The following is a 19,118-nucleotide window of genomic DNA, read 5'->3' as shown; positions in this document are numbered from 1 at the left end:
CGCGATGGGAGTGAATGCCGTCGCCGCCACGCGCGCTCCGTCGCGGCGCAGGGTCATCCCCGGGCTCGGCCTGAGCCTGGGCATCACCCTGACCTGGCTGGGATTGGTGGTGCTGATCCCGCTGCTGGGCGTGGTGCTCAAGACCAGCGGCCTGGGCTGGCATGGCGTGTGGCAGGTGTGGAGCGAACCGCGGGTGCTGTCGGCGCTGCGGGTCAGCTTCGGCACCGCCTTCGTCGCCGCCGCGTTCAATGCGGTGATGGGCACCTGGGTGGCCTGGGTGTTCGTGCGCTACCGCTTCCCCGGCAAGCGCCTGTTCGACGCGATGATCGACCTGCCGTTCGCGCTGCCGACCGCGGTGGCCGGCATCGCGCTGACCGCGCTGTACGGCGGCAACGGCTGGGTCGGCCGCTGGTTGGAACCGCTGGGGCTGAAGATCGCCTACACCCAGCTCGGCATCGTGGTGGCGCTGGTGTTCGTCGGGCTGCCGTTCGTGGTGCGGATCGTGCAGCCGGTGCTGGCCGAAGCCGAGCGCGACGTGGAAGAGGCCGCCGCCACGCTCGGCGCAGGCCGCTGGCAGACTATCCGCCGCGTGGTGCTGCCGGCGCTGTGGCCGGCGGTGCTGACCGGATTCGCGCTGGCCTTCGCGCGCGGCATCGGCGAGTACGGCTCGGTGATCTTCATCGCCGGAAACCTGCCCAACGCGACCGAGATCGCGCCGCTGCTGATCACCATCCGCCTGGAGGAATTCGACTACGCCGGCGCGACCGCGATCGCCGCGGCGATGCTGCTGCTGTCGTTGCTGATGCTGCTGGTGGTCAACGGCGTGCAGGCGCGCTTCGCGCGGCGCGGCCTGGCGGCGCATTGAGATGAACGATACCGTGTCCGGCTTGACCCTCCCGTTTTCGGAGACTGCGTTGAGCGCATCGCCGCCTGCCGTCCCCCGCCGCGCCGCCGCGGTCACCACCGAGCCGTGGTGGGTGCAGGTATTGCTGATCCTCGGTGCGCTAGGCTTCCTGCTGTCGTTCCTGTTGCTGCCGCTGCTGCTGGTGTTCGTCGAGGCGCTGCGCGGCGGGATCGGCGTGTTCTGGCGGGCGATCTCCGATCCCGATGCGCTCGCGGCGATCCGCCTGACCCTGCTGGTGACCGCGATCGTGGTGCCGTTGAACCTGGTGTTCGGCGTGGCCGCGGCGTGGGCGGTGAGCAAGCATCGTTTTCCCGGCAAGCGCCTGCTGGTAAGCCTGATCGACCTGCCGTTCTCGGTGTCGCCGGTGGTCGCCGGCCTGGTCTTCATCCTGATCTTCGGCCGCAGCGGCTGGGCCTGGCCGCTGATCGACGAAGGCTGGCGGCTGCACTTGCCGGTGTTCGGCGAGGTGCTGCTGCAACTGCCGCGGATCGTGTTCGCGCTGCCCGGCATCGTGCTGGCGACGACCTTCGTCACCTTCCCGTTCATCGCCCGCGAGCTGATGCCGCTGATGGAGCAGCAGGGCAGCGACGAGGAACTGGCGGCGTTGAGCCTGGGCGCCAACGGTTGGCAGATGTTCTGGCGGGTGACCATGCCCAACATCCGCTGGGGCCTGTTGTACGGCGTGCTGCTGTGCAGTGCGCGGGCGATGGGCGAGTTCGGCGCGGTGTCGGTGGTGTCCGGGCACATCCGCGGGCGCACCAACACGCTGCCGCTGCACGTGGAGATCCTCTACAACGAGTACGCCTACAGCGCCGCATTCGCCTGCGCCAGCCTGCTGGCGCTGACCGCGCTGCTGACCCTGGCGCTGAAGTCCTATCTGGAATGGCGCCACGGCGAATCGCTGGCCGCCAATCACCGACACTGAGGTTGCGATGACCATCCGCGTACAGCACCTGGGCAAGCGTTTCGACGAATTCGTCGCGCTCGACGACGTCAGCCTGGACATCCGCCAGGGCGAGTTGCTGGCGCTGCTGGGGCCGTCCGGCTCGGGCAAGACCACCTTGTTGAGGGTGATCGCCGGACTGGAGCATGCCGACGCCGGGCGCGTGCTGATCGACGGCGAGGACGCGACCGGGCTGCCGGTGCAGTCGCGCCGGGTCGGCTTCGTGTTCCAGCACTACGCGCTGTTCCGGCACATGACCGTGCGCGACAACATCGCCTTCGGCCTGCGCGTGCGCCGCGGCGCCGAGCGCCTGGCCGAGCCGGCGATCCGTGCGCGGGTCAGCGAACTGCTCGCGCTGGTGCAACTGGACGGACTGGAGTCGCGCTACCCGACCCAACTGTCCGGCGGCCAGCGCCAGCGCGTGGCCTTGGCGCGCGCGCTGGCGATCGAGCCGCGCGTGCTGCTGCTGGACGAACCGTTCGGCGCGCTCGACGCGCAGGTGCGGCGCGACCTGCGGCGCTGGCTGCGCGAACTGCACGACCGCACCGGGCTGACCACCGTGTTCGTCACCCACGACCAGGAAGAGGCGCTGGAACTGGCCGACCGCGTGGCGATCCTCAACCGCGGGCGCATCGAACAGCTCGGCAGCCCGGCCGATGTCTACGACCGCCCGGTGTCGCCGTTCGTGTACGGCTTCGTCGGCGCGGTCAACCGGCTGCCGGCGCAACTGCACGACGGCCAGTTGCAGATCGCCGGCCTGGCGCTGCCGGCGCCGGACACGCCGCTGTCCAGCGGCCCGGTCGATCTGTACGTGCGCCCGGAAGATCTGGCGCCCAGCGACAGCGGCTGGGCGGCGACGGTGCTGTCCTCGCAGCGCAGCGGCTCGCGCCTGCGCCTGCGCGCGCAGCTGGCGCATGGCCAGGACGAAGTGGAAGTGGAACTGCCGGCGGGGGAGGGCGCGACGCGCTATGCGCCCGGCCAGGTGCTGCAGCTGAGTGCGAGACGCTTCGGCTTGTTCGCGCAGCAGCGCGGCTAGCGGCATTCGGGGATACGACGCGCAGCGGCGATGCGGCGTTTCCGACCGCAATCTTCGCCGTCGGCGGCATTGCTGTGGGAGCGACTTCAGTCGCGACGGGCGTTACCGGGAAGGCCCGTCGCGACTGAAGTCGCTCCCACAAGGTTTCTGCCGGTGGCAAATGAAAAGCAGCCATGCCCTGGACGTTGGGCTGGCCGCGGGCGCATCACGTAGACAAAGCCTGACCCGAAGCGCACAGCTGCAAGGCCTGCGATGACTTGGTTTGTCTTGAAAGTGTTGCACTGCAAGAAAAAACCGGTTAAAAAAGTGTGAAGCCAGCATTGCAGCGCACGCTGGAACCACCCCCCTCGTCAACTCGTAGGAGAATTACCGGTGAACAAGATCAAGCTTGGTGTCGCCCTGGCCGTGGCGCTGGCCGCCTCCCCGCTGAGTGCGTTGGCCCAGGACGAGGCCGCTGCCTCGCCGATTACCGGCTCCTATGGCGTGGTCAGCGACTACGTGTTCCGCGGCGTCTCGCAGACCAACGAAGGCCCTGCGTTCCAGGCCGGGGTCACCTACACCTCGCCGTTCGGCCTGTACGTCGGCACCTGGGGCTCCAACGTCGACTTCGGCGCCGGCGACCCGGACTGGGAAGTGGACGGCTTCATCGGTTACAACGTCGATTTCTCCCCGGACTGGAACTTCGACGTGATGGTCAACCGCTACGGCTATCCGGGCTCCGGCAAGTCGAACTACAACGAACTGATCACCAAGACCAAGTTCCTCAAGACTTACTCCTTGACCGTGGCGTATACCGACGACGTCTACAACCTGGACGAGGACAGCTTCTACTACGCGCTGGACGGGAACTGGAGCCTGCCGAACGACTTCAGCATCGGCGCGCACGTCGGCCGCACCACCTATGCCAGCGCGCTGACGCAGTACCAGGACTACACCGACTACAGCGTCAGTGTCGGCAAGATGGTCGGTCCGCTGGCGTTGAGCGTGGGCTACTACGACACCGACGACAAGGGCAACCAGAACTTCACCGAGAAGCTGGCCGACCACCGCTTCGCGGTCTCCGGCACGATCGCGTTCTGATCCGCGCAACACCGTCGCCAACGAAGAAGGGCGCCTTGCGGCGCCCTTCTTTTTTGTGCGATCGCCAGGCCGATGACACCGGTCCTGGCAGCGCAGCGCGGCATCGCCGCCGCGCCGGACCTCACCAGCTCAACACCACCTTGCCGGCCTTGCCTTCTTCCATCAGGTCGAAGCCCTTCTGGAATTCGTCGATGGTCAGCTGGTGGGTCAGCACCTTGCCGAGCGGGAAGCCGGACAGCACCAGCTGGGTCATCTTGTACCAGGTCTCGTACATCTTGCGGCCGTAGATGCCCTGCACGGTCAGGCCCTTGAAGATGATCTTGTCCCAGTCGCAGCCGGCGCCGCGCGGCATGATGCCGAGCATGGCGATCTTGCCGCCGTGGTACATGCAGTCGAGCATGTCGTTGAACGCGCGCGGGTTGCCGCTCATCTCCAGGCCCACATCGAAGCCTTCCATGTGCAGGTCGGCCATCACCTCCTTCAGCGAGGTGTTGGCGACGTTGACCACGCGGGTGGCGCCCATGTCGGCGGCGAGCTTCAGGCGGAAATCGTTGACGTCGGTGACCACCACGTTGCGCGCGCCGATGTGCTTGCAGATGCCGGCGGCGATGATGCCGATCGGGCCGGCGCCGGTGATCAGCACGTCCTCGCCGATCACGTCGAACTCCAGCGCGCAGTGCGCGGCGTTGCCGTACGGATCGAAGAACGCGGCCAGCTCGGACGGGATCTGGTCCGGGATCGGCCACAGGTTGGAGGCCGGCATCACCATGTATTCGGCGAAGGCACCGTTGACGTTGACGCCGATGCCGACCGTGTTCGGGCACAGGTGCGGGCGCCCGCCGCGGCAGTTGCGGCAGTGCCCGCAGACGATGTGGCCTTCGGCCGAGACGCGCTGGCCGACCTGATAGCCGCTGACCGCCGAGCCGAGCTCGGCGATGCGGCCGACGAACTCGTGGCCGATGGTCAGGCCGGGCTTGATCGTGCGCTGGCTCCATTCGTCCCACAGATAGATGTGCAGATCGGTGCCGCAGATCGCGGTCTTCTCCAGCTTGATCAGCACTTCGTTGGGGCCGGGCACCGGCACCGGCACCTGTTCCAGCCAGATGCCCTTGGCTGCGTCGCGCTTGACCAGCGCCTTCATTGTTTGCGCCATGGCGGTGCAAGACTCGGGGTTGAGAGGGCGCGAAGTATAAGCCGCCCGCAGGCGCGGCCATGTTGCGGCGCGTGCGGGGTGCCGTTGGTCATGGTCGTGGCGTCGGTTGCATTCGTTACAATCTAACGTCTATTTCATGCCTGTCGCGAAGGAATCCATTCGATGCGCTCGAATCTGCTGGCTGTCGCCGTCGTCGCCACCCTGGCCTGTGCCCCGGCCGCCCATGCCGGCGAAGGCATGTGGGTCCCGCAGCAATTGCCGGATATCGCCGGCCAGCTGCAGCAGGCCGGGTTGAAGCTGTCGCCGCAGCAACTGGCCGACCTGACCGGCGATCCGATGGGCGCGGTGGTGTCGCTGGGCGGCTGCACCGCCAGCTTCGTGTCGCCGCAGGGCCTGGTGGTGACCAACCATCACTGCGCCTACGGCGCGATCCAGCTCAATTCCACGCCGCAGAAGAACCTGATCCGCGACGGCTTCAGCGCGGCCAGCAACGGCGCCGAGCTCAGCGCCGGGCCGAACGCGCGCATCTACGTGCTCGACCGCATCAGCGATGTCACCGAGCAGGCCAAGACCGCGATGGCCGCTGCCGGCAGCGACGCGCTCAAGCGCACCCAGGCGCTGGAGGCGTTCGACAAGGCCCAGGTCGCGGCCTGCGAAGCCGAGGCCGGCTACCGCTGCGAGCTGTACAGCTTCGCCGGCGGCAATACCTACCGGCTGTTCCGCACCCTGGAAATCCGCGACGTGCGCCTGGCCTACGCGCCGCCGTCGGGCATCGGCAAGTTCGGCGGCGACGTCGACAACTGGATGTGGCCGCGCCATACCGGCGATTTCTCGTTCTACCGCGCCTATGTCGGCAAGGACGGCAAGCCGGCGGCCTACGCCAAGGACAACGTGCCGTACCAGCCCAAGCATTTCCTCAAGTTCGCCGACCAGCCGCTTGGCGCCGGCGACTTCGTGATGGTGGCCGGCTATCCGGGCCGCACCAACCGCTATGCGCTGGCCTCGGAATTCGACGCCACCGCCAGCTGGGCCTATCCCACCGCCGCGCGCCAGTACCGTGACCTGATCGCGCTGGTGGAGCAGGCCGGCAAGCAGGACCCGGACATCCAGGTGAAGTACGCGGCGACGATGGCCAGCTGGAACAACGTCGCCAAGAACTACGAAGGGCAGCTGGAAGGCTTCAAGCGCATCGACGCGGCCGCGCAGAAGCAGGCCGAGGAACGCGCGGTGCTGGCCTGGCTCAAGCGCCAGGGCCGCGACGGCAAAGCGGCGCTGCAGGCGCATGCGCAGCTGCTGGCGCTGGACGAGCAGGCCAAGGCCACCCGCGACCGCGACCTGATCCTGCGCCAGCTGCGCCGCACCGGCGTGCTCGGCAGCGCGCTGTCGCTGTATCGCGTGTCGATCGAGCGGGCCAAGCCCGACGCCGAGCGCGAGCCCGGCTACCAGGAACGCGACCTGCCGGAGATCGAGGGCGCGCAGAAGCAGATGGAACGCCGCTACGTCGCGTCGATGGACGGACAACTGCAGCGCTACTGGTTCGACCAGTACCTGAAGCTGCCGAAGGCGCAGCGGCTGCCGGCGCTGGACCAGTGGCTGGCCGGCGCCGATGCGCAGGCCGCCGCCGCGCGGCTGGCCGGCACCAAGCTGGGCAGCACCGAGGAACGCCTGAAGTGGCTGCGCGCCGACCGTGCCGCGTTCGAATCCAGCGACGACCCGGCGCTGCGCTATGCGGTGGCGCTGATGCCGGCGCTGCTGCAGATCGAGCACGAGGAAAAGCGCCGCGAAGGCGAGGAACTGCTGGCGCGCCCGCGTTACCTGCAGGCCTTGGCCGACTACAAGAAGAGCCAGGGCGAGTCGGTCTATCCGGACGCCAACTCCTCGTTGCGCATCACCTTCGGCAACGTCAAGGGCTATGCGCCCAAGGACGGCGTGGCCTACACCCCGTTCACCACGCTGGAAGGCGTGCTGGCCAAGGACACCGGCGCCGATCCGTTCGATTCGCCCAAGGCCCTGCTCGACGCGGCCAAGGCCAAGCGCTACGGCGGGCTTGAGGACAAGCGGCTGGGTTCGGTGCCGGTCGATTTCCTGTCCGACCTGGACATCACCGGCGGCAACTCCGGCTCGCCGGTGCTCGATGCGCAGGGCAAGCTGGTCGGGCTGGCGTTCGACGGCAACTGGGAATCGGTGAGTTCCAACTGGGTGTTCGACCCGGCCATGACCCGGATGATCGCGGTCGACTCGCGTTACCTGCACTGGATCATGCAGGAAGTGGCGCCGGCGCCGCGGCTGCTGAAGGAGTTGAATCTGAAGCAGTAACCGGATGGCGCGGCGGCAGCGCGCGACCGCCGCCACCGCGCGGCCTGCCCTCCGCTAAACGGCGACGGTTGCGGCGGCGGAGCGGGATGCGGTTCGGGGGTTTCCGGCGACGGAGCAGGTATCATGCCGCTCCGTTTTCGTTCGCGAGACGGCAACCTCTCTCCCAACGGAATTCCACCGCATGCGCATCCTGCTCGCTCGTCATGGCGAAACCCCGTGGAACGCCGAAGGCCGCTACCAGGGCCAGATCGACATCGCGTTGTCGCCGGTCGGCGAGGCGCAGGCACAGGCGCTCGGCGCGCGCCTGCGCGAGGTGCCGCTGACCCGCGCGGTGGCCTCGCCGCTGTCGCGCGCGCAGAGCACGGCCCGCTACGCGCTTGGCGCGGAGCGCGAGGCGATGCTGCTGACCGATCCCGACTTGCAGGAGATCGCCCACGGCGAATGGGAAGGGCTGCTCGCCAGCGAGATCAACGACAAGGATCCGGCGCGGCTGCGCGCCTGGCGCGAGGAGCCGGACACGGTGCTGATGCCGGGTGGCGAGTCGCTGCGCCAGGTGCTGGACCGTTCCTGGCGCGGCCTGACCCGTGCCGCCGAGGGCCTGGGCGAGTACGACACCTTGCTGGTGGTGGCGCACGATGCGGTCAACCGGGTGATCCTGTGCCGGGTGCTGGGCCTGCCGATCGCCAAGCTGTGGAGCTTCCGCCAGGCGCCGACCACGCTGAACCTGCTCGAAGGCCCGGACGTGGAACATCTGGAAGTGGTGCGCCTGAACGACTGCGCGCACCACACCCCGTTCTTCGGCGAGGCCAAGCACCGGGCGCTGTAGGCGGCGAAATCCGCGAATTTGATTGCGGCTCCGAGTACCAACCCAGTGCACGTTTTTGCTTTTGCTTCGCTTTTCGGGTCCCGTGAGCCGCGGCACGTGGTCTGGGCGAAAACCCCGAAGGGGCGGCGCGCACGATGCGCGCCGTTTTTCGTAGGCACATGGATGTGCCTTCGAAAAATGCCCAGGCCACGTGCGCACCCGGAGCGCGAAGCGCGGAGGGCGCGGCGCCCGGGTGTGCTTTCTTTTGGTTACTTTTCTTTGCACAAGCAAAGAAAAGTGACTCGCGCGTCAGCGCGAAAGCTGTTGCTTCCAAGAGGTGGGCGGGTGATCGAACGCGCCTCGTCGAAAGGCTGAAAATACACATATGAAAACCCTCCCCGAATGGCTCGCCTACATCGAGCAGCAGCACCCGCAGGACATCGCGATGGGCCTGGAGCGCGTGCGCGCGGTGGCCGCGCGCATGCGCCTGGCGCGGCCGGCGAAGAAAGTCATCACCGTCGGCGGCACCAACGGCAAGGGCTCGACCGTGGCCTTCGTCGAGGCGATCGCGCGCGCCGGCGGCTGGACCGTCGGCAGCTACACCTCGCCGCACCTGCTGCGCTACAACGAGCGCGTCCGCATCGGCGGCGAAGAGGCCAGCGACGCGCAACTGGTGGCCGGCTTGGAGGCGGTGGAGGCCGCGCGCGGCGACACCCCGCTGACCTATTTCGAGTACGGCACGCTGGCCGCGCTGTGGCTGTTCCAGCAGGCCGAGCTGGACCTGGCGGTGCTGGAAGTGGGCTTGGGCGGGCGCCTGGACGCGGTGAACCTGATCGATGCCGACGTGGCGGTGATCACCACCGTCGATATCGACCACACCGACTGGCTGGGCGCGGACCGCGAGGCGATCGGCGCGGAAAAGGCCGGCATTGCGCGGCCGTGGAAACCGCTGGTGCTGGGCGAGATCGATCCGCCGTCGAGCGTGCTGCGCCGCGCCTATGCGATCGGCGCCAACGCGATCCGCGCCGGCAGCGATTTCTTCCATGAGCCGATCGACGCCGCGCAATGGCGCTGGCGCGACGTCGGCACCGAGCTGGAGTTGCCGTCGCCGCAGCTGCGCGCCCCGGTGCAGCGCGCCAATGCCGCCACCGCCATCGCCGCCTTGCGCGCGCTGCGCAAGGCCTTGCCGCGCACCGCCTATGCCGAGGGCATCGCCGCGGCGCAGTTGCGCGGACGCCTGCAGCCGTTCGTGCACGACGGGGTGGAGGTGCTGGTCGATGTCGGCCACAACCCGCAGGCCGCGCGCGAGCTGGCCGCGGCGCTGCAGGCGCAGCCTTGCGCCGGCGCCACCCACGCGGTGTTCGCCGCCTTGGCCGACAAGGACGCGGCCGGCGTGGTGCAGGCGCTGGCCGGGCAGGTCGCTGCCTGGCATCTGGCCGGGCTGTCCGGCGCGCGCGGCCAGAGCGGCGCGCAGTTGCAGGCGCGCCTGGCCGGTACCGACGCCGCCGCTGCCAGCCTCGCCGACAGCGTGGCGCAGGCGCTGCAGCAGGCCCTGGCGCAGGCGCGGCCAGGCGACCGGGTGCTGGTATTCGGCTCGTTCCATACCGCGGCCGACGCCTTGCACTGGCTGCATTCAGCCGGCTGACCCCGCCGGCAGCCGGCCCGACCTTATAATCGCTGCGGCACTCCGCCATGCCGCCCCCTCAAGCTTTCCGTGGATACCGTCCTGAAACAGCGACTGATTGGCGCCCTTGTCCTGGTGGCGCTCGCCGTGATCTTCCTGCCGATGCTGGTCAAGGGCCCCGCGCCCGACAGCGGCGTCGCCAATGTTCCGCTGAAGGCCCCGGACGCTCCGGCCGACGGCCAGTTCCAGACCCGCGAATTGCCGCTGGTGACGCCGGGCGACGCGCCCAGCGGCGGTGCCGTGGGCATGGCCAACGCGCCGGCCGCGACGCCGGCGCCGGTGCAGGACAACCCCGACGCCGCCGATCTGGCCACCCCGGCAGCGGCCGGCGGCGCCGCGCAGGCGTTGCCGCCGACCGTGGCCGCCGGCAACTACGCGGTCAATTTCGGCGCCTATTCCACCCAGGCCGACGCCGATGCGGTGATCGCGCGGCTCAAGCAGGCGCAGTTGCCGGGCTTCCGCGAGGCGGCCACGATCGGCGGGCGCCAGGCCTGGCGTGTGCGCATCGGCCCGTATGCCGACCGCGCCCAGGCCGAGTCGGTGCGGCTGCAGGCGGTGAAGGTGCGCAACGACGTCAATGCCCAGGTGGTGACCCTGGACGCGCCGAGCGCGTCCTCGGTGGCCACCGCCGCGACCCCGGCCGCGAGCGCGGCGCCGGCCAAGACCGAAACCCTGCCGCCGGAGCCGGCCAAGCCGGTGGCCGCGGCCAAGCCGCCGGTCGCCGCGGCGCCCAAGCCTGAACAGCCCAAGCCCGAGCCGGCCAAGCCGGCGGCGACGCCGGCTCCGGTCGCGGCGGCCAAGCCTGCCCCGAGCGTGCCGAGCGTACCGGCCGCGTCCGGCACCGGCTTCGCCGTGCAACTGGGCGCGTTCGGCAAGGCCGAGGATGCCAACGCGTTGCGCGACAAGGTCCGCGCCGCCGGGTTCAGCGCCTTCGTCGAACAGGTGCGTACCGACAAGGGCGCCTTGAACCGGGTGCGGGTCGGCCCGGTCGCCAACCGCGCCGATGCCGAACAGCTGCGCGCGCAGGTCGCATCCAAGGTCGGCATCAGCGGTATGGTACGTCCACACCCTTGAACCGGGCGTCGGCCCACGGAGTCGCAAGCATGTACCAGGGAAGGGAATCGCGGCGTTGTGCCGCCATGGCGCGGTGCGGCCGCGGGAGGCGCGCATGATCGATATGGTGCTGCTTGCGGTGATCCTGGTCTCGGCGCTGCTCGGCGCGCTGCGCGGCTTCGTCGGCATCGTGGTCGGCACGCTGTCGTGGCTGCTGGCCGGCTGGGCCACCTTCCAGTTCGGCGGCGATGCCGGGCGCTGGCTGGCCGACGGCGCGCATCCGAGCATGACCTACTATCTGGGTGGCTACGCGCTGACCTTCGTGGTGACGATGGCGGTGGTGGGCATCACCGGCATGGTGATCCGCAGCGCGGTGCGCGCCACCGCGCTGTCCGGCACCGACCGCGCGCTGGGCTTCGGCCTGGGTACGCTGCGCGGCGGGTTCTTCGCCGCGGTGCTGGTGCTGCTGATGAGCTTCACCCCGCTGACCCGCGAGCCGGCCTGGCGCCAGTCGGTGGTGCTGCCGGTGCTCAGCCCCGGCGTGCACTGGATGCGCGCGCAGCTGCCGGACTGGCGCATGCCGCAGATGCCGCAACTGAACATGTCGCAGATGAACCTGCAGCAGATGAACATGCCTCAGATGGATTTGGGCAAGTTGCCCCTGGCAGGCGATAATGCCGCCCTGGGCAACGCCCTGTCGGCCAGTGGCCTGCAGGAGGTGATGTCCAAGGCCCTGGGGCGTCCGGGGGCCCAATCCGCGCAGCCCGGCGGCGATCCGAACCAGGTCCTGCCTGCGAACATCGATCCGGCGCAGGCGCGTCCGGCAGCAAACGACCCGGCACGGGTCGAATCCAACGGCCAGGCACGGCCACCTTCCCAATAGCGGCGCAGTCGCCGCGGAGAGCGTTCAAATGTGTGGCATCGTCGGAATCGTCGGCAATCAGAATGTCGCAGCGCAACTGTATGACGGCCTGGCCGTGCTGCAGCACCGCGGGCAGGATGCCGCAGGCATCGCCACCGCCGACGGCACCCGTCTGCGCGTGCAGAAGGCCAACGGCCTGGTCCGCGACGTCTTCGACGAGAAGCGCATGGCGGTGCTGGAAGGCCGGGTCGGTATCGCCCATTGCCGCTATCCCACCGCCGGCTCGGAAGGCATGGACGAGGCGCAGCCGTTCTACGTCAATTCGCCCTACGGCATCGCGCTGGCGCACAACGGCAACCTGATCAACACCGAGGCGCTGCGTCAGCAGGTGTTCGAGGCCGACCGGCGCAACATCAACACCGATTCGGACAGCGAAGTGCTGCTGAACGTGTTCGCCTACGAGCTGGACGCGCAGCGCATGCTGACCCCGGAAGCGGCGATCCGCGCGGTGGCCGGCGTGCACCGCCGCTGCAAGGGCGGCTACGCGGTGGTCAGCGTGGTGCTGGGCCTGGGCCTGGTGGCGTTCCGCGACCCGCACGGTATCCGTCCGCTGGTGCTGGGCAAGCGCGAGGGCGTGGAAGGCGACGAATACATCGTCGCTTCCGAGTCCTCGGCGCTGGACATCCTCGGCTTCACCCGCCTGCGCGACGTGCGCCCCGGCGAAGCGCTGGTGATCACCGGCCGCGGCGAGCTGTTCTCCGAAGTCTGCGCCTCGCCCACCGACCACACCCCGTGCATCTTCGAGTACGTGTACTTCGCGCGCCCGGACTCGATGATCGACAACGTCTCGGTGCACAAGGCGCGCATGCGCATGGGCATGAAGCTGGGCGAGAAGATCCTGCGCCTGCGCCCGGACCACGACATCGACACCATCATCCCGATCCCGGACACCTCGCGCGACGCCGCGCTGGAGATGTCCAACGTGCTCGGGGTGAAGTACCGCGAGGGCTTCGTCAAGAATCGCTACGTCGGCCGCACCTTCATCATGCCGGGACAGGTCGAGCGGGTGAAGTCGGTGCGCCGCAAGCTCAATCCGATCCACCTGGAATTCCGCAACCGCGTGGTGCTGCTGGTCGACGATTCGATCGTGCGCGGCACCACCAGCCGGCAGATCGTGCAGATGGCCCGCGAGGCCGGCGCGCGCAAGGTGTACCTGGCCAGCGCCGCGCCGCCGGTGCGCTACCCGAACATCTACGGCATCGACATGCCGGCCGCCGACGAGCTGATCGCGCATGGCCGCAGCGAGCAGGAAATCCAGGAATTCCTCGGCTGCGACTGGCTGATCTACCAGGATCTGGAAGACCTGGAGACCGCGGTGCGCGAGGGCAACCCGGAACTGAAGACCTTCGATTCCTCGTGCTTCAACGGCGAATACACCACCGGCATCGAGCCGGGCTACTTCGAGCGCATCATGCAGTTGCGTTCGGACGAAGCGAAGAAGAAGCGCCGCGCCTGACGCGGCCTGGCGTGGCCCACGGATGCACGACGCGCAAGCCGGCGGGGATCTGCTGCACGCGGCACGGCTGTGCCTGGCCGCCAGCGCGCCCGAGGACAAGGTCGCCCTGACCCAGCGCTACGCTGCCGCGTTCGCCGCCGGCGCGTTGCGCGTGCCGGCGGACGCCGCCGAGCCCGAACCGATCCGCATGCCGGGGCGGCCGCCGCGGCCGCTGCTGGTGCATCCGCGCGAACTGCCGCGGCGCGGCCTGGGCAGCGCCGAAGGCCGCGCCGCCTTCATCCATGCGATCGCGCACATCGAGCTCAACGCGATCGACCTGGCTTGGGACGCGGTGTACCGCTTTCGCGGGTTGCCCGACGCGTTCTATGCCGACTGGGTGGCGGTGGCCGCCGACGAATCGCGCCATTTCGCGCTGCTGCGCGAGCGGCTGCGTGCGCTGGGCCACGACTACGGCGATTTCGCCGCGCACAACGGGCTGTGGGAGATGTGCGAGAAGACCGCGCACGACGGCCTGGCGCGCATGGCCTTGGTGCCGCGGGTGCTGGAGGCGCGCGGACTGGACGTGACCCCGGGCATGATCGTGAAGCTGCGCGCGCTCGGCGACGCGGCCACGGTCGAGATCCTGGAACTGATCCTGCGCGAAGAAGTGGCGCACGTCGCCGCCGGCTCGCGCTGGTACCGCTGGTATTGCGCGCGTGCCGGCATCGAGCCGCGCGCCCGCTTCGCCGAGCTGCTGCGCGAATACGCCGGCGGTTACCTGCACGGCCCGTTCAACCTGCCGGCGCGGCTGCTGGCCGGTTTCGACGAGGACGAACTGCTCGCCTTGCAGCGCCAGGCCGGCTGAGGCGGCGCGCTGCCGCGTGGCGAGGCGGCCTGCGTTACCCGGCGGACCGGCGCGGACGGTTTCCCAACGATCGCCGCTGGCTTGCGTCAGCACCCCATGAGAGCGGTCGCGCGCTGTAAAGGGCAGTGCGTGGATGCCGATCACGGTGCTACTGGAATGGCGATCTCTGAGTGGGAACGCGATCGACTTTGTTGCTTGCGCTGAACATTGGCTGAGCGGCTAATCGGAATCCCCCGTGCGCTATGTCCGATGCCTGCTGCGCGAGGGACGACGCTCCGTCTCTTCTCACCACCCCTGGGAGTACGACATGAAGTCGATGTGCTGCCTTACCGCGATGCTTGCCCTGTGTGTCGCCGGTTCCGCCTCCGCGGCCGGAAAACCCCTGTTCCAGAGCAGTCAGTACATTTCCAAGGCCATCCCCGGCGAGCCCGCGTTGAGCCGGGTGCTGGCCAATCCCGCCACCGGCGCGGTGCAGAGCGTGCGCGTGGACGCCGCCGCGGTGGACGCCACCCAGGCGCAGCTGGAACTGGACCTGCTGGGCCAGCGCGTCACCGCCACGCAGACCAGGACCGAACGGTTGGAAGGCGGCAACAGCATCTGGTACGGCAACCTGGGCAACGCCGCCGCGGCCAAGGCGCGCGCGCGCTCCGGCCTGGATCCGCTGAACTCGGCGATCCTGGTGCGCAGCGGCGACACCGTCACCGGCAGCATCCGCAGCAACGGCACGCTGTTCCACCTGCGCCCGATCAGCGGCGGCGGCCACGTGCTGGTCGAGGTCGACGAAAGCCGCATGCCGGCCGAACATCCGGCCGAGTACGCGCTGCTGCCGACCATCCAGATGCCGCAGTCCGTGGTCGACGACCGCGCCACCACCGCCGCCGCCTCGTCCGGCTCGCCGGCGACCATCCGCGTGCTGGTGGTGGCCACCAACCAGGCGGTGACCAGCTATGGCGGCAACATGCAGTCGCTGGTGCAACTGGCGGTGGCCGAGTCCAACCAGGGCTACACCAACAGCAACGTCGGCATCACCATGCAGCTGGCCGGCTACCAGACCACCAGCTACACCGAGTCCGGCGACTTCACCACCGACCTGAGCCGCTTCCGCGGCACCAGCGACGGCTACATGGACAGCATCCACACCACGCGTAACAGCGTGGCTGCCGACGTCGGCGTGCTGATTATCGACAACAGCAGCTACTGCGGCCTGGCCTCGGGCATCGGCTCGACCGCGGCCACCGCGTTCGCCGCGGTGTACTGGGATTGCGCCACCGGCTACTACAGTTTCGCCCACGAGATCGGCCATCTGCAGAGCGCGCGCCACGATATCGCCACCGATTCGAGCACCTCGCCGTACGCCTACGGCCACGGCTACCGCTACGGCAACAACTGGCGCACGATCATGGCCTACAACTGCACCGTCAGCTGCCCGCGCCTGAACTACTGGTCCAACCCGAACATTTCCTACGGCGGCGTGCCGATGGGCAATGCCAGCACCGCGGACAACCAGCGCGTGCTGGTCAATACCAAGGCGGCGGTCGCCGCGTTCCGCTGAGATAGCGCGTTCAAGGGGCGCTCCGATGCAGGCCGCGCCAGGCCTGTGTCGGGGCGCTCCGCTTGCCGATCCTGCAGGCCGGGCGGACGCCGTGGCGTCCGGCTTCGGCTATGCTGAGCGACGACGTGTCCGGCAGCGCCGGGCGCGCACCGCTCATTACTCCTGGAATCGGCAATGGTGTTGAAGAGCATTGGCCTGCCGGCGGCCTTGGCGCTGGCGATGTTGAGCATGGGCTGCGGCCCGGCGGATCCGCCGGCCGCACCGCCGCAGGCGCCGGCGACCGCGTCGGCCCCCGCGACCGCACCGGCCACGGGCCAAGCGCACGCGGCAGCGTTCGACGAAACCCGCGCGGTGGACATGCTGGAGACGCGTCTGGCGGCCGACCATGTCTATGCCGATGCGCAGTGCCTGCAATACTTTGCCGAGACCGACGCCGAGCCCGCGGCCGCTGACGCCGCTGCATCGCCGTCGGCGACCGCCGAACCCGCCGCCAGCGCATCATCCGTCGCGATCGATGTCGCGGTGCGCGAGAAGCACGGCGAAGGCTGTCCGGGCGATCCGCAGACCGCACCGGTCAGGGATCGCTACCGGGTCGAACGCTCCGGCGCGATCCTGTGGTACGACGTGGCCGAGGGCGATTTCGTCGGCTATGCGCAGCGTGCGCGCGACAACGCCGGCGGCATGCTGTAACGCTCGCGGGTTCTGTGCGTGCGTTTCTGACCGCTGCCGATTACAGCTGCTGCAACTGGCAACCCTGCGCATCCACGCGCAGCACCGAACCCTGTTCGTACCAGTCGCCGAGCACGATGCGGGTGCAGCTGCGGCCGTTGGCGTCCAGCGTGTGCACCGCGGGGCGGTGGGTATGGCCATGGATCATCCGCGCCACGCCGTAGCGCGCGAAGCTGGCCACGACCTCGTCCGGCGCCACGTCGGTGACGGTTTCGAACTGCGCGCGATCGCCTTGCTTCATTTCCGCTTGCCGCGCCTGGCTGGCGGCGCGCGCCTGCTGCGCGTAGGCGATGCGCGCGGCCAGCGGCTGCGCCAGGAACTGCTGCTGGAACGCCGGATCGCGGGTCTGCGCGCGGAACGCCTGGTAAGCGGTGTCGTCGGTGCACAGCAGGTCGCCGTGCAGCAGCAGCGTCGGCTCGGCGTACAGATCGATCACGCACGGATCCGGCAGCAGGCGCATGCCGGCGCGGCGCGCGTAGTCGGCACCGAGCAGGAAATCGCGGTTGCCGTGCATGAAGAACACCGGCACGTCGGCATCGCTCAGCGCGCGCAGCTCGAGCGCCACCGCGTCGGCCGTTTCCGACGGCGTGTCGTCGCCGATCCAGGCCTCGAACAGGTCGCCGAGGATGTACAGCGCCTCGGCAACGCGCGCTTCGCCGCGCAGGAACTCCAGAAACAGCTCGGTGATCGCCGGCCGGGCCGGATCCAGGTGCAGGTCGGAAATGAACAGCGTGGTCATTTCTGCATTGTAATGGAGCCGGGATTGGAGATTGGGGATTCGGGATTGGCAAGGTCCAGCGTGCTGCGTCCGCTCCCGTTGCTACGAATCCCCAATCCCGAATGCCCAATCCCCGCTACAAGACCACCCACAGCGACACCCCGGCCAGCGCTGCGCCGATGCCGGTGGCGGCGAGCACGTCGCTGGGATAGTGCAGGCCCAGCACCACCCGCGACAGCGCCACGCAGGCGATGAAGGGGATCAGCAGCGGCGCCAGCCACGGGTAGTAGGCCAGGGCGACGATGCCGAACGACACCGCATGCAAGGTGTGCCCGGACGGGAAGCTGAACTCGTCCAGCGGCGCCACCCAGGCGCGGATGCGCAGGTCGGCCGCGTACGGGCGCGGACGCCGGGTCCAGCGCTTGAGGCCCTTGTACAGGCTCAGCGCGACCACACCGGTGGCGGCCATGTGCGCGGAAGCGAACACGCCGCCCATGCCGTCGCAGACCACCAGCAAGGTCATCAGCGCATACCAGAACACGCCGTCGCCGAGGCGGCTGATCAGCGCGAAGAAGCGCCGCACCGAACGCCGCCGGCACCAATGGTTGGCTTGCCGGCACCAGCGGGTTTCGTGCCCGCGCAGAATCTCAAGCCGCGTCGACATGGGACCTCCTGCTGTACGCCAGTTCGCCGAGAAGGGCCTCGAAATCGGCCACGACCTGTTCCGGGCGCAGCTGCTGCATCGCCGCGCAGGCGGCCTCGCCAAGCTGCCTGCGCAGGGCGTCGTCGCCGGCCAGGCGTACCGCCGCGGCAACGAAGCCGTCGTCGTCGGCCACCGCCGCACCGTTGACGCCGTCGCGCAGGTATTCGCGTGCCGCGCCGTAGTCGAAGGCGACCGTGGCCACGCCGCTGGCCATCGCTTCCAGGGTCACGTTGCCGAAGGTCTCGCTGCGGCTGGGAAACAGGAACAGGTCGCCGCTGGCGAAGTGCCGCGCCAGCGCGTCGCCGCGCTGCACGCCGCAGAAGATGAAGTCGGGGTTTTCCTGCGCCAGGCGCTCGCGCATCGGGCCGTCGCCGACCCAGACGAAGCGCGCTTCCGGACGCACCCGCTGCAGTTGGCGGAACGCGCGCACCGCCAGCGGCAGGTTCTTTTCCGAGGCGATGCGGCCGACGTACAGGGCCGCGCAACCATCCGCCTCCAGGCCCCACTCGCGACGCAGCTGCGCATCGCGGCGCTGCGGTTCGAACTGGCGGTTGTCCACCGCGCGCGCCAGCAGGCGTGCGCGCTCGAAGCCTTGCCCGGCGAGGAAGCCGAGCAGCTCGCGGGTCGGCACCAGGGTCGCGTCGGCCTGATTGTGGAAGCGCCGCATCCAGCGCAGCGCGGTCGACTGCAGCCAGGCGGCGCCGTACTGCGGCAGGTATTCGTCGAAGCGGGTGTGCAGGCCGGTAGCGATCGGGATGCCCAGGCGCCGCGCGGTACGCAGCGCCGACCAGCCCAGCGGGCCTTCGGTGGCGATGTAGACCGCGTCCGGCGGCGCAGCCTGCCACAGCCGGGCCAGGCGCCGCGGCGCGGGCAGGCCGAACTTCAGGCCGGGGTAGCGCGGCAGCGCCGCACCGCGCACCAGCAGCGCATCGCCGTCGTGGTCGCCCACCTGGCGCGGCCGCACCACGTCGACCTGATGGCCGAGCGCACGCAATCCCAGTTCCAACCCCTGCACGGTCAGCGCGACGCCGTTGACCTCAGGGGGGTACGTCTCGGTGACGATCGCGTAGCGCATGCTTCAGGCTCCGGTTTGCCAAAGCATCGCGCGAGGCGGTGAAGCGAACATGTCCGCCGCATGTAGGAATCATGACGCCGGCCCAGGACGTTTAGCCGCGCGCCAGTTACTGCGCCGCTACCAATCCCGAATCCCCAATCTCCAA

17 protein-coding genes are annotated in these 19,118 nt (G+C 69.2%); 13 read left to right on the top strand and 4 right to left on the bottom strand.

Translation table 11 applies throughout. The annotated features are described in order from the left end of the window. The first annotated feature begins 4 nt into the window (after window positions 1-4). From cysT to HEP74_RS15900, 4 genes are all read left to right on the top strand, one after another. Window positions 5-865 (top strand): sulfate ABC transporter permease subunit CysT, encoded by an 861-nt coding sequence (gene cysT, locus HEP74_RS15915; RefSeq protein WP_053840530.1) that lies wholly within the window; start codon window positions 5-7, stop codon window positions 863-865. A 1-nt stretch (window position 866) separates the two neighbouring features. Beyond that, window positions 867-1,829: a sulfate ABC transporter permease subunit CysW gene (cysW, locus tag HEP74_RS15910; RefSeq protein WP_255427769.1), complete on the top strand. Its 963-nt coding sequence runs from the start codon at window positions 867-869 to the stop codon at window positions 1,827-1,829. Between the two features lie 7 nt (window positions 1,830-1,836). Continuing rightward, entirely contained in the window at window positions 1,837-2,883 is a 1,047-nt protein-coding gene (locus tag HEP74_RS15905) for a sulfate/molybdate ABC transporter ATP-binding protein (protein WP_185813702.1), read from the top strand. 372 nt (window positions 2,884-3,255) lie between these two features. Further along, window positions 3,256-3,963 carry a TorF family putative porin gene (locus HEP74_RS15900; protein WP_185813701.1) on the top strand — a complete coding sequence of 236 codons (708 nt, stop codon included), beginning with the start codon at window positions 3,256-3,258 and terminating at the stop codon, window positions 3,961-3,963. Between the two features lie 121 nt (window positions 3,964-4,084). On the opposite strand, the gene tdh is transcribed toward HEP74_RS15900, so the two are convergent. Then, window positions 4,085-5,116, bottom strand: coding sequence for an L-threonine 3-dehydrogenase, zinc-binding type (tdh, locus tag HEP74_RS15895; protein WP_179570610.1), 1,032 nt, complete (start codon window positions 5,114-5,116; stop codon window positions 4,085-4,087). Window positions 5,117-5,278: 162 nt separating this feature from the next. Between tdh and HEP74_RS15890 the strand changes: the two genes are divergently transcribed. From HEP74_RS15890 to HEP74_RS15850, 9 genes are all read left to right on the top strand, one after another. After that, the gene (locus HEP74_RS15890) at window positions 5,279-7,432 is read left to right on the top strand and encodes a S46 family peptidase (RefSeq protein ID WP_185813700.1); all 2,154 of its coding nucleotides are present in this window, start codon (window positions 5,279-5,281) and stop codon (window positions 7,430-7,432) included. A gap of 181 nt (window positions 7,433-7,613) precedes the next feature. Beyond that, window positions 7,614-8,258, top strand: a complete 645-nt coding sequence (locus HEP74_RS15885) for a histidine phosphatase family protein (protein ID WP_003470559.1) — start codon at window positions 7,614-7,616, stop codon at window positions 8,256-8,258. Between the two features lie 364 nt (window positions 8,259-8,622). Further along, window positions 8,623-9,882 (top strand): bifunctional tetrahydrofolate synthase/dihydrofolate synthase, encoded by a 1,260-nt coding sequence (gene folC / locus HEP74_RS15880; protein WP_185813699.1) that lies wholly within the window; start codon window positions 8,623-8,625, stop codon window positions 9,880-9,882. 69 nt (window positions 9,883-9,951) lie between these two features. Next, a complete protein-coding gene (locus HEP74_RS15875; RefSeq protein WP_185813698.1) occupies window positions 9,952-10,995 on the top strand; it encodes an SPOR domain-containing protein in 1,044 nt (347 codons plus the stop codon). 94 nt (window positions 10,996-11,089) lie between these two features. Beyond that, window positions 11,090-11,857: a CvpA family protein gene (locus tag HEP74_RS15870; RefSeq protein ID WP_185813697.1), complete on the top strand. Its 768-nt coding sequence runs from the start codon at window positions 11,090-11,092 to the stop codon at window positions 11,855-11,857. Window positions 11,858-11,885: 28 nt separating this feature from the next. Further along, on the top strand, window positions 11,886-13,352 hold the full coding sequence (gene purF, locus HEP74_RS15865; protein ID WP_179570616.1) for an amidophosphoribosyltransferase: 1,467 nt from the start codon (window positions 11,886-11,888) through the stop codon (window positions 13,350-13,352). Between the two features lie 22 nt (window positions 13,353-13,374). After that, entirely contained in the window at window positions 13,375-14,196 is an 822-nt protein-coding gene (locus HEP74_RS15860) for a ferritin-like domain-containing protein (RefSeq protein WP_185813696.1), read from the top strand. A 307-nt stretch (window positions 14,197-14,503) separates the two neighbouring features. After that, a complete protein-coding gene (locus tag HEP74_RS15855; protein WP_185813695.1) occupies window positions 14,504-15,748 on the top strand; it encodes a zinc-dependent metalloprotease in 1,245 nt (414 codons plus the stop codon). A 174-nt stretch (window positions 15,749-15,922) separates the two neighbouring features. Continuing rightward, complete coding sequence (locus HEP74_RS15850) at window positions 15,923-16,438, top strand: hypothetical protein (protein ID WP_185813694.1); 516 nt, start codon at window positions 15,923-15,925, stop codon at window positions 16,436-16,438. Window positions 16,439-16,478: 40 nt separating this feature from the next. Here HEP74_RS15850 and lpxH read toward each other — a convergent pair whose 3' ends face one another. From lpxH to HEP74_RS15835, 3 genes are all read right to left on the bottom strand, one after another. Beyond that, window positions 16,479-17,216, bottom strand: a complete 738-nt coding sequence (lpxH, locus tag HEP74_RS15845; protein ID WP_185813693.1) for a UDP-2,3-diacylglucosamine diphosphatase — start codon at window positions 17,214-17,216, stop codon at window positions 16,479-16,481. Window positions 17,217-17,331: 115 nt separating this feature from the next. Beyond that, window positions 17,332-17,859, bottom strand: a complete 528-nt coding sequence (locus HEP74_RS15840) for a phosphatase PAP2 family protein (protein WP_185813692.1) — start codon at window positions 17,857-17,859, stop codon at window positions 17,332-17,334. Then, on the bottom strand, window positions 17,843-18,973 hold the full coding sequence (locus tag HEP74_RS15835; RefSeq protein ID WP_185813691.1) for a glycosyltransferase family 4 protein: 1,131 nt from the start codon (window positions 18,971-18,973) through the stop codon (window positions 17,843-17,845). The genes HEP74_RS15840 and HEP74_RS15835 overlap by 17 nt, the downstream gene beginning before the upstream one ends. Window positions 18,974-19,118: the final 145 nt, after the last annotated feature.

It is taken from the genome of Xanthomonas sp. SS (genome assembly GCF_014236835.1).
GTDB lineage: Bacteria > Pseudomonadota > Gammaproteobacteria > Xanthomonadales > Xanthomonadaceae > Xanthomonas_A.
This window is presented reverse-complemented; position numbering and strand designations above follow the sequence as displayed.

Coding starts and splice junctions, on each gene's coding strand:
- cysT (WP_053840530.1), top strand. CDS start 5: ATGGGAGTGAATGCCGTCGCCGCCACGCGCGCTCCGTCGCGGCGCAGG.
- cysW (WP_255427769.1), top strand. CDS start 867: ATGAACGATACCGTGTCCGGCTTGACCCTCCCGTTTTCGGAGACTGCG.
- HEP74_RS15905 (WP_185813702.1), top strand. CDS start 1,837: ATGACCATCCGCGTACAGCACCTGGGCAAGCGTTTCGACGAATTCGTC.
- tdh (WP_179570610.1), bottom strand. CDS start 5,116: ATGGCGCAAACAATGAAGGCGCTGGTCAAGCGCGACGCAGCCAAGGGC.
- HEP74_RS15890 (WP_185813700.1), top strand. CDS start 5,279: ATGCGCTCGAATCTGCTGGCTGTCGCCGTCGTCGCCACCCTGGCCTGT.
- HEP74_RS15885 (WP_003470559.1), top strand. CDS start 7,614: ATGCGCATCCTGCTCGCTCGTCATGGCGAAACCCCGTGGAACGCCGAA.
- folC (WP_185813699.1), top strand. CDS start 8,623: ATGAAAACCCTCCCCGAATGGCTCGCCTACATCGAGCAGCAGCACCCG.
- HEP74_RS15870 (WP_185813697.1), top strand. CDS start 11,090: ATGATCGATATGGTGCTGCTTGCGGTGATCCTGGTCTCGGCGCTGCTC.
- purF (WP_179570616.1), top strand. CDS start 11,886: ATGTGTGGCATCGTCGGAATCGTCGGCAATCAGAATGTCGCAGCGCAA.
- HEP74_RS15860 (WP_185813696.1), top strand. CDS start 13,375: ATGCACGACGCGCAAGCCGGCGGGGATCTGCTGCACGCGGCACGGCTG.
- HEP74_RS15855 (WP_185813695.1), top strand. CDS start 14,504: ATGAAGTCGATGTGCTGCCTTACCGCGATGCTTGCCCTGTGTGTCGCC.
- HEP74_RS15850 (WP_185813694.1), top strand. CDS start 15,923: ATGGTGTTGAAGAGCATTGGCCTGCCGGCGGCCTTGGCGCTGGCGATG.
- lpxH (WP_185813693.1), bottom strand. CDS start 17,216: ATGACCACGCTGTTCATTTCCGACCTGCACCTGGATCCGGCCCGGCCG.
- HEP74_RS15840 (WP_185813692.1), bottom strand. CDS start 17,859: ATGTCGACGCGGCTTGAGATTCTGCGCGGGCACGAAACCCGCTGGTGC.
- HEP74_RS15835 (WP_185813691.1), bottom strand. CDS start 18,973: ATGCGCTACGCGATCGTCACCGAGACGTACCCCCCTGAGGTCAACGGC.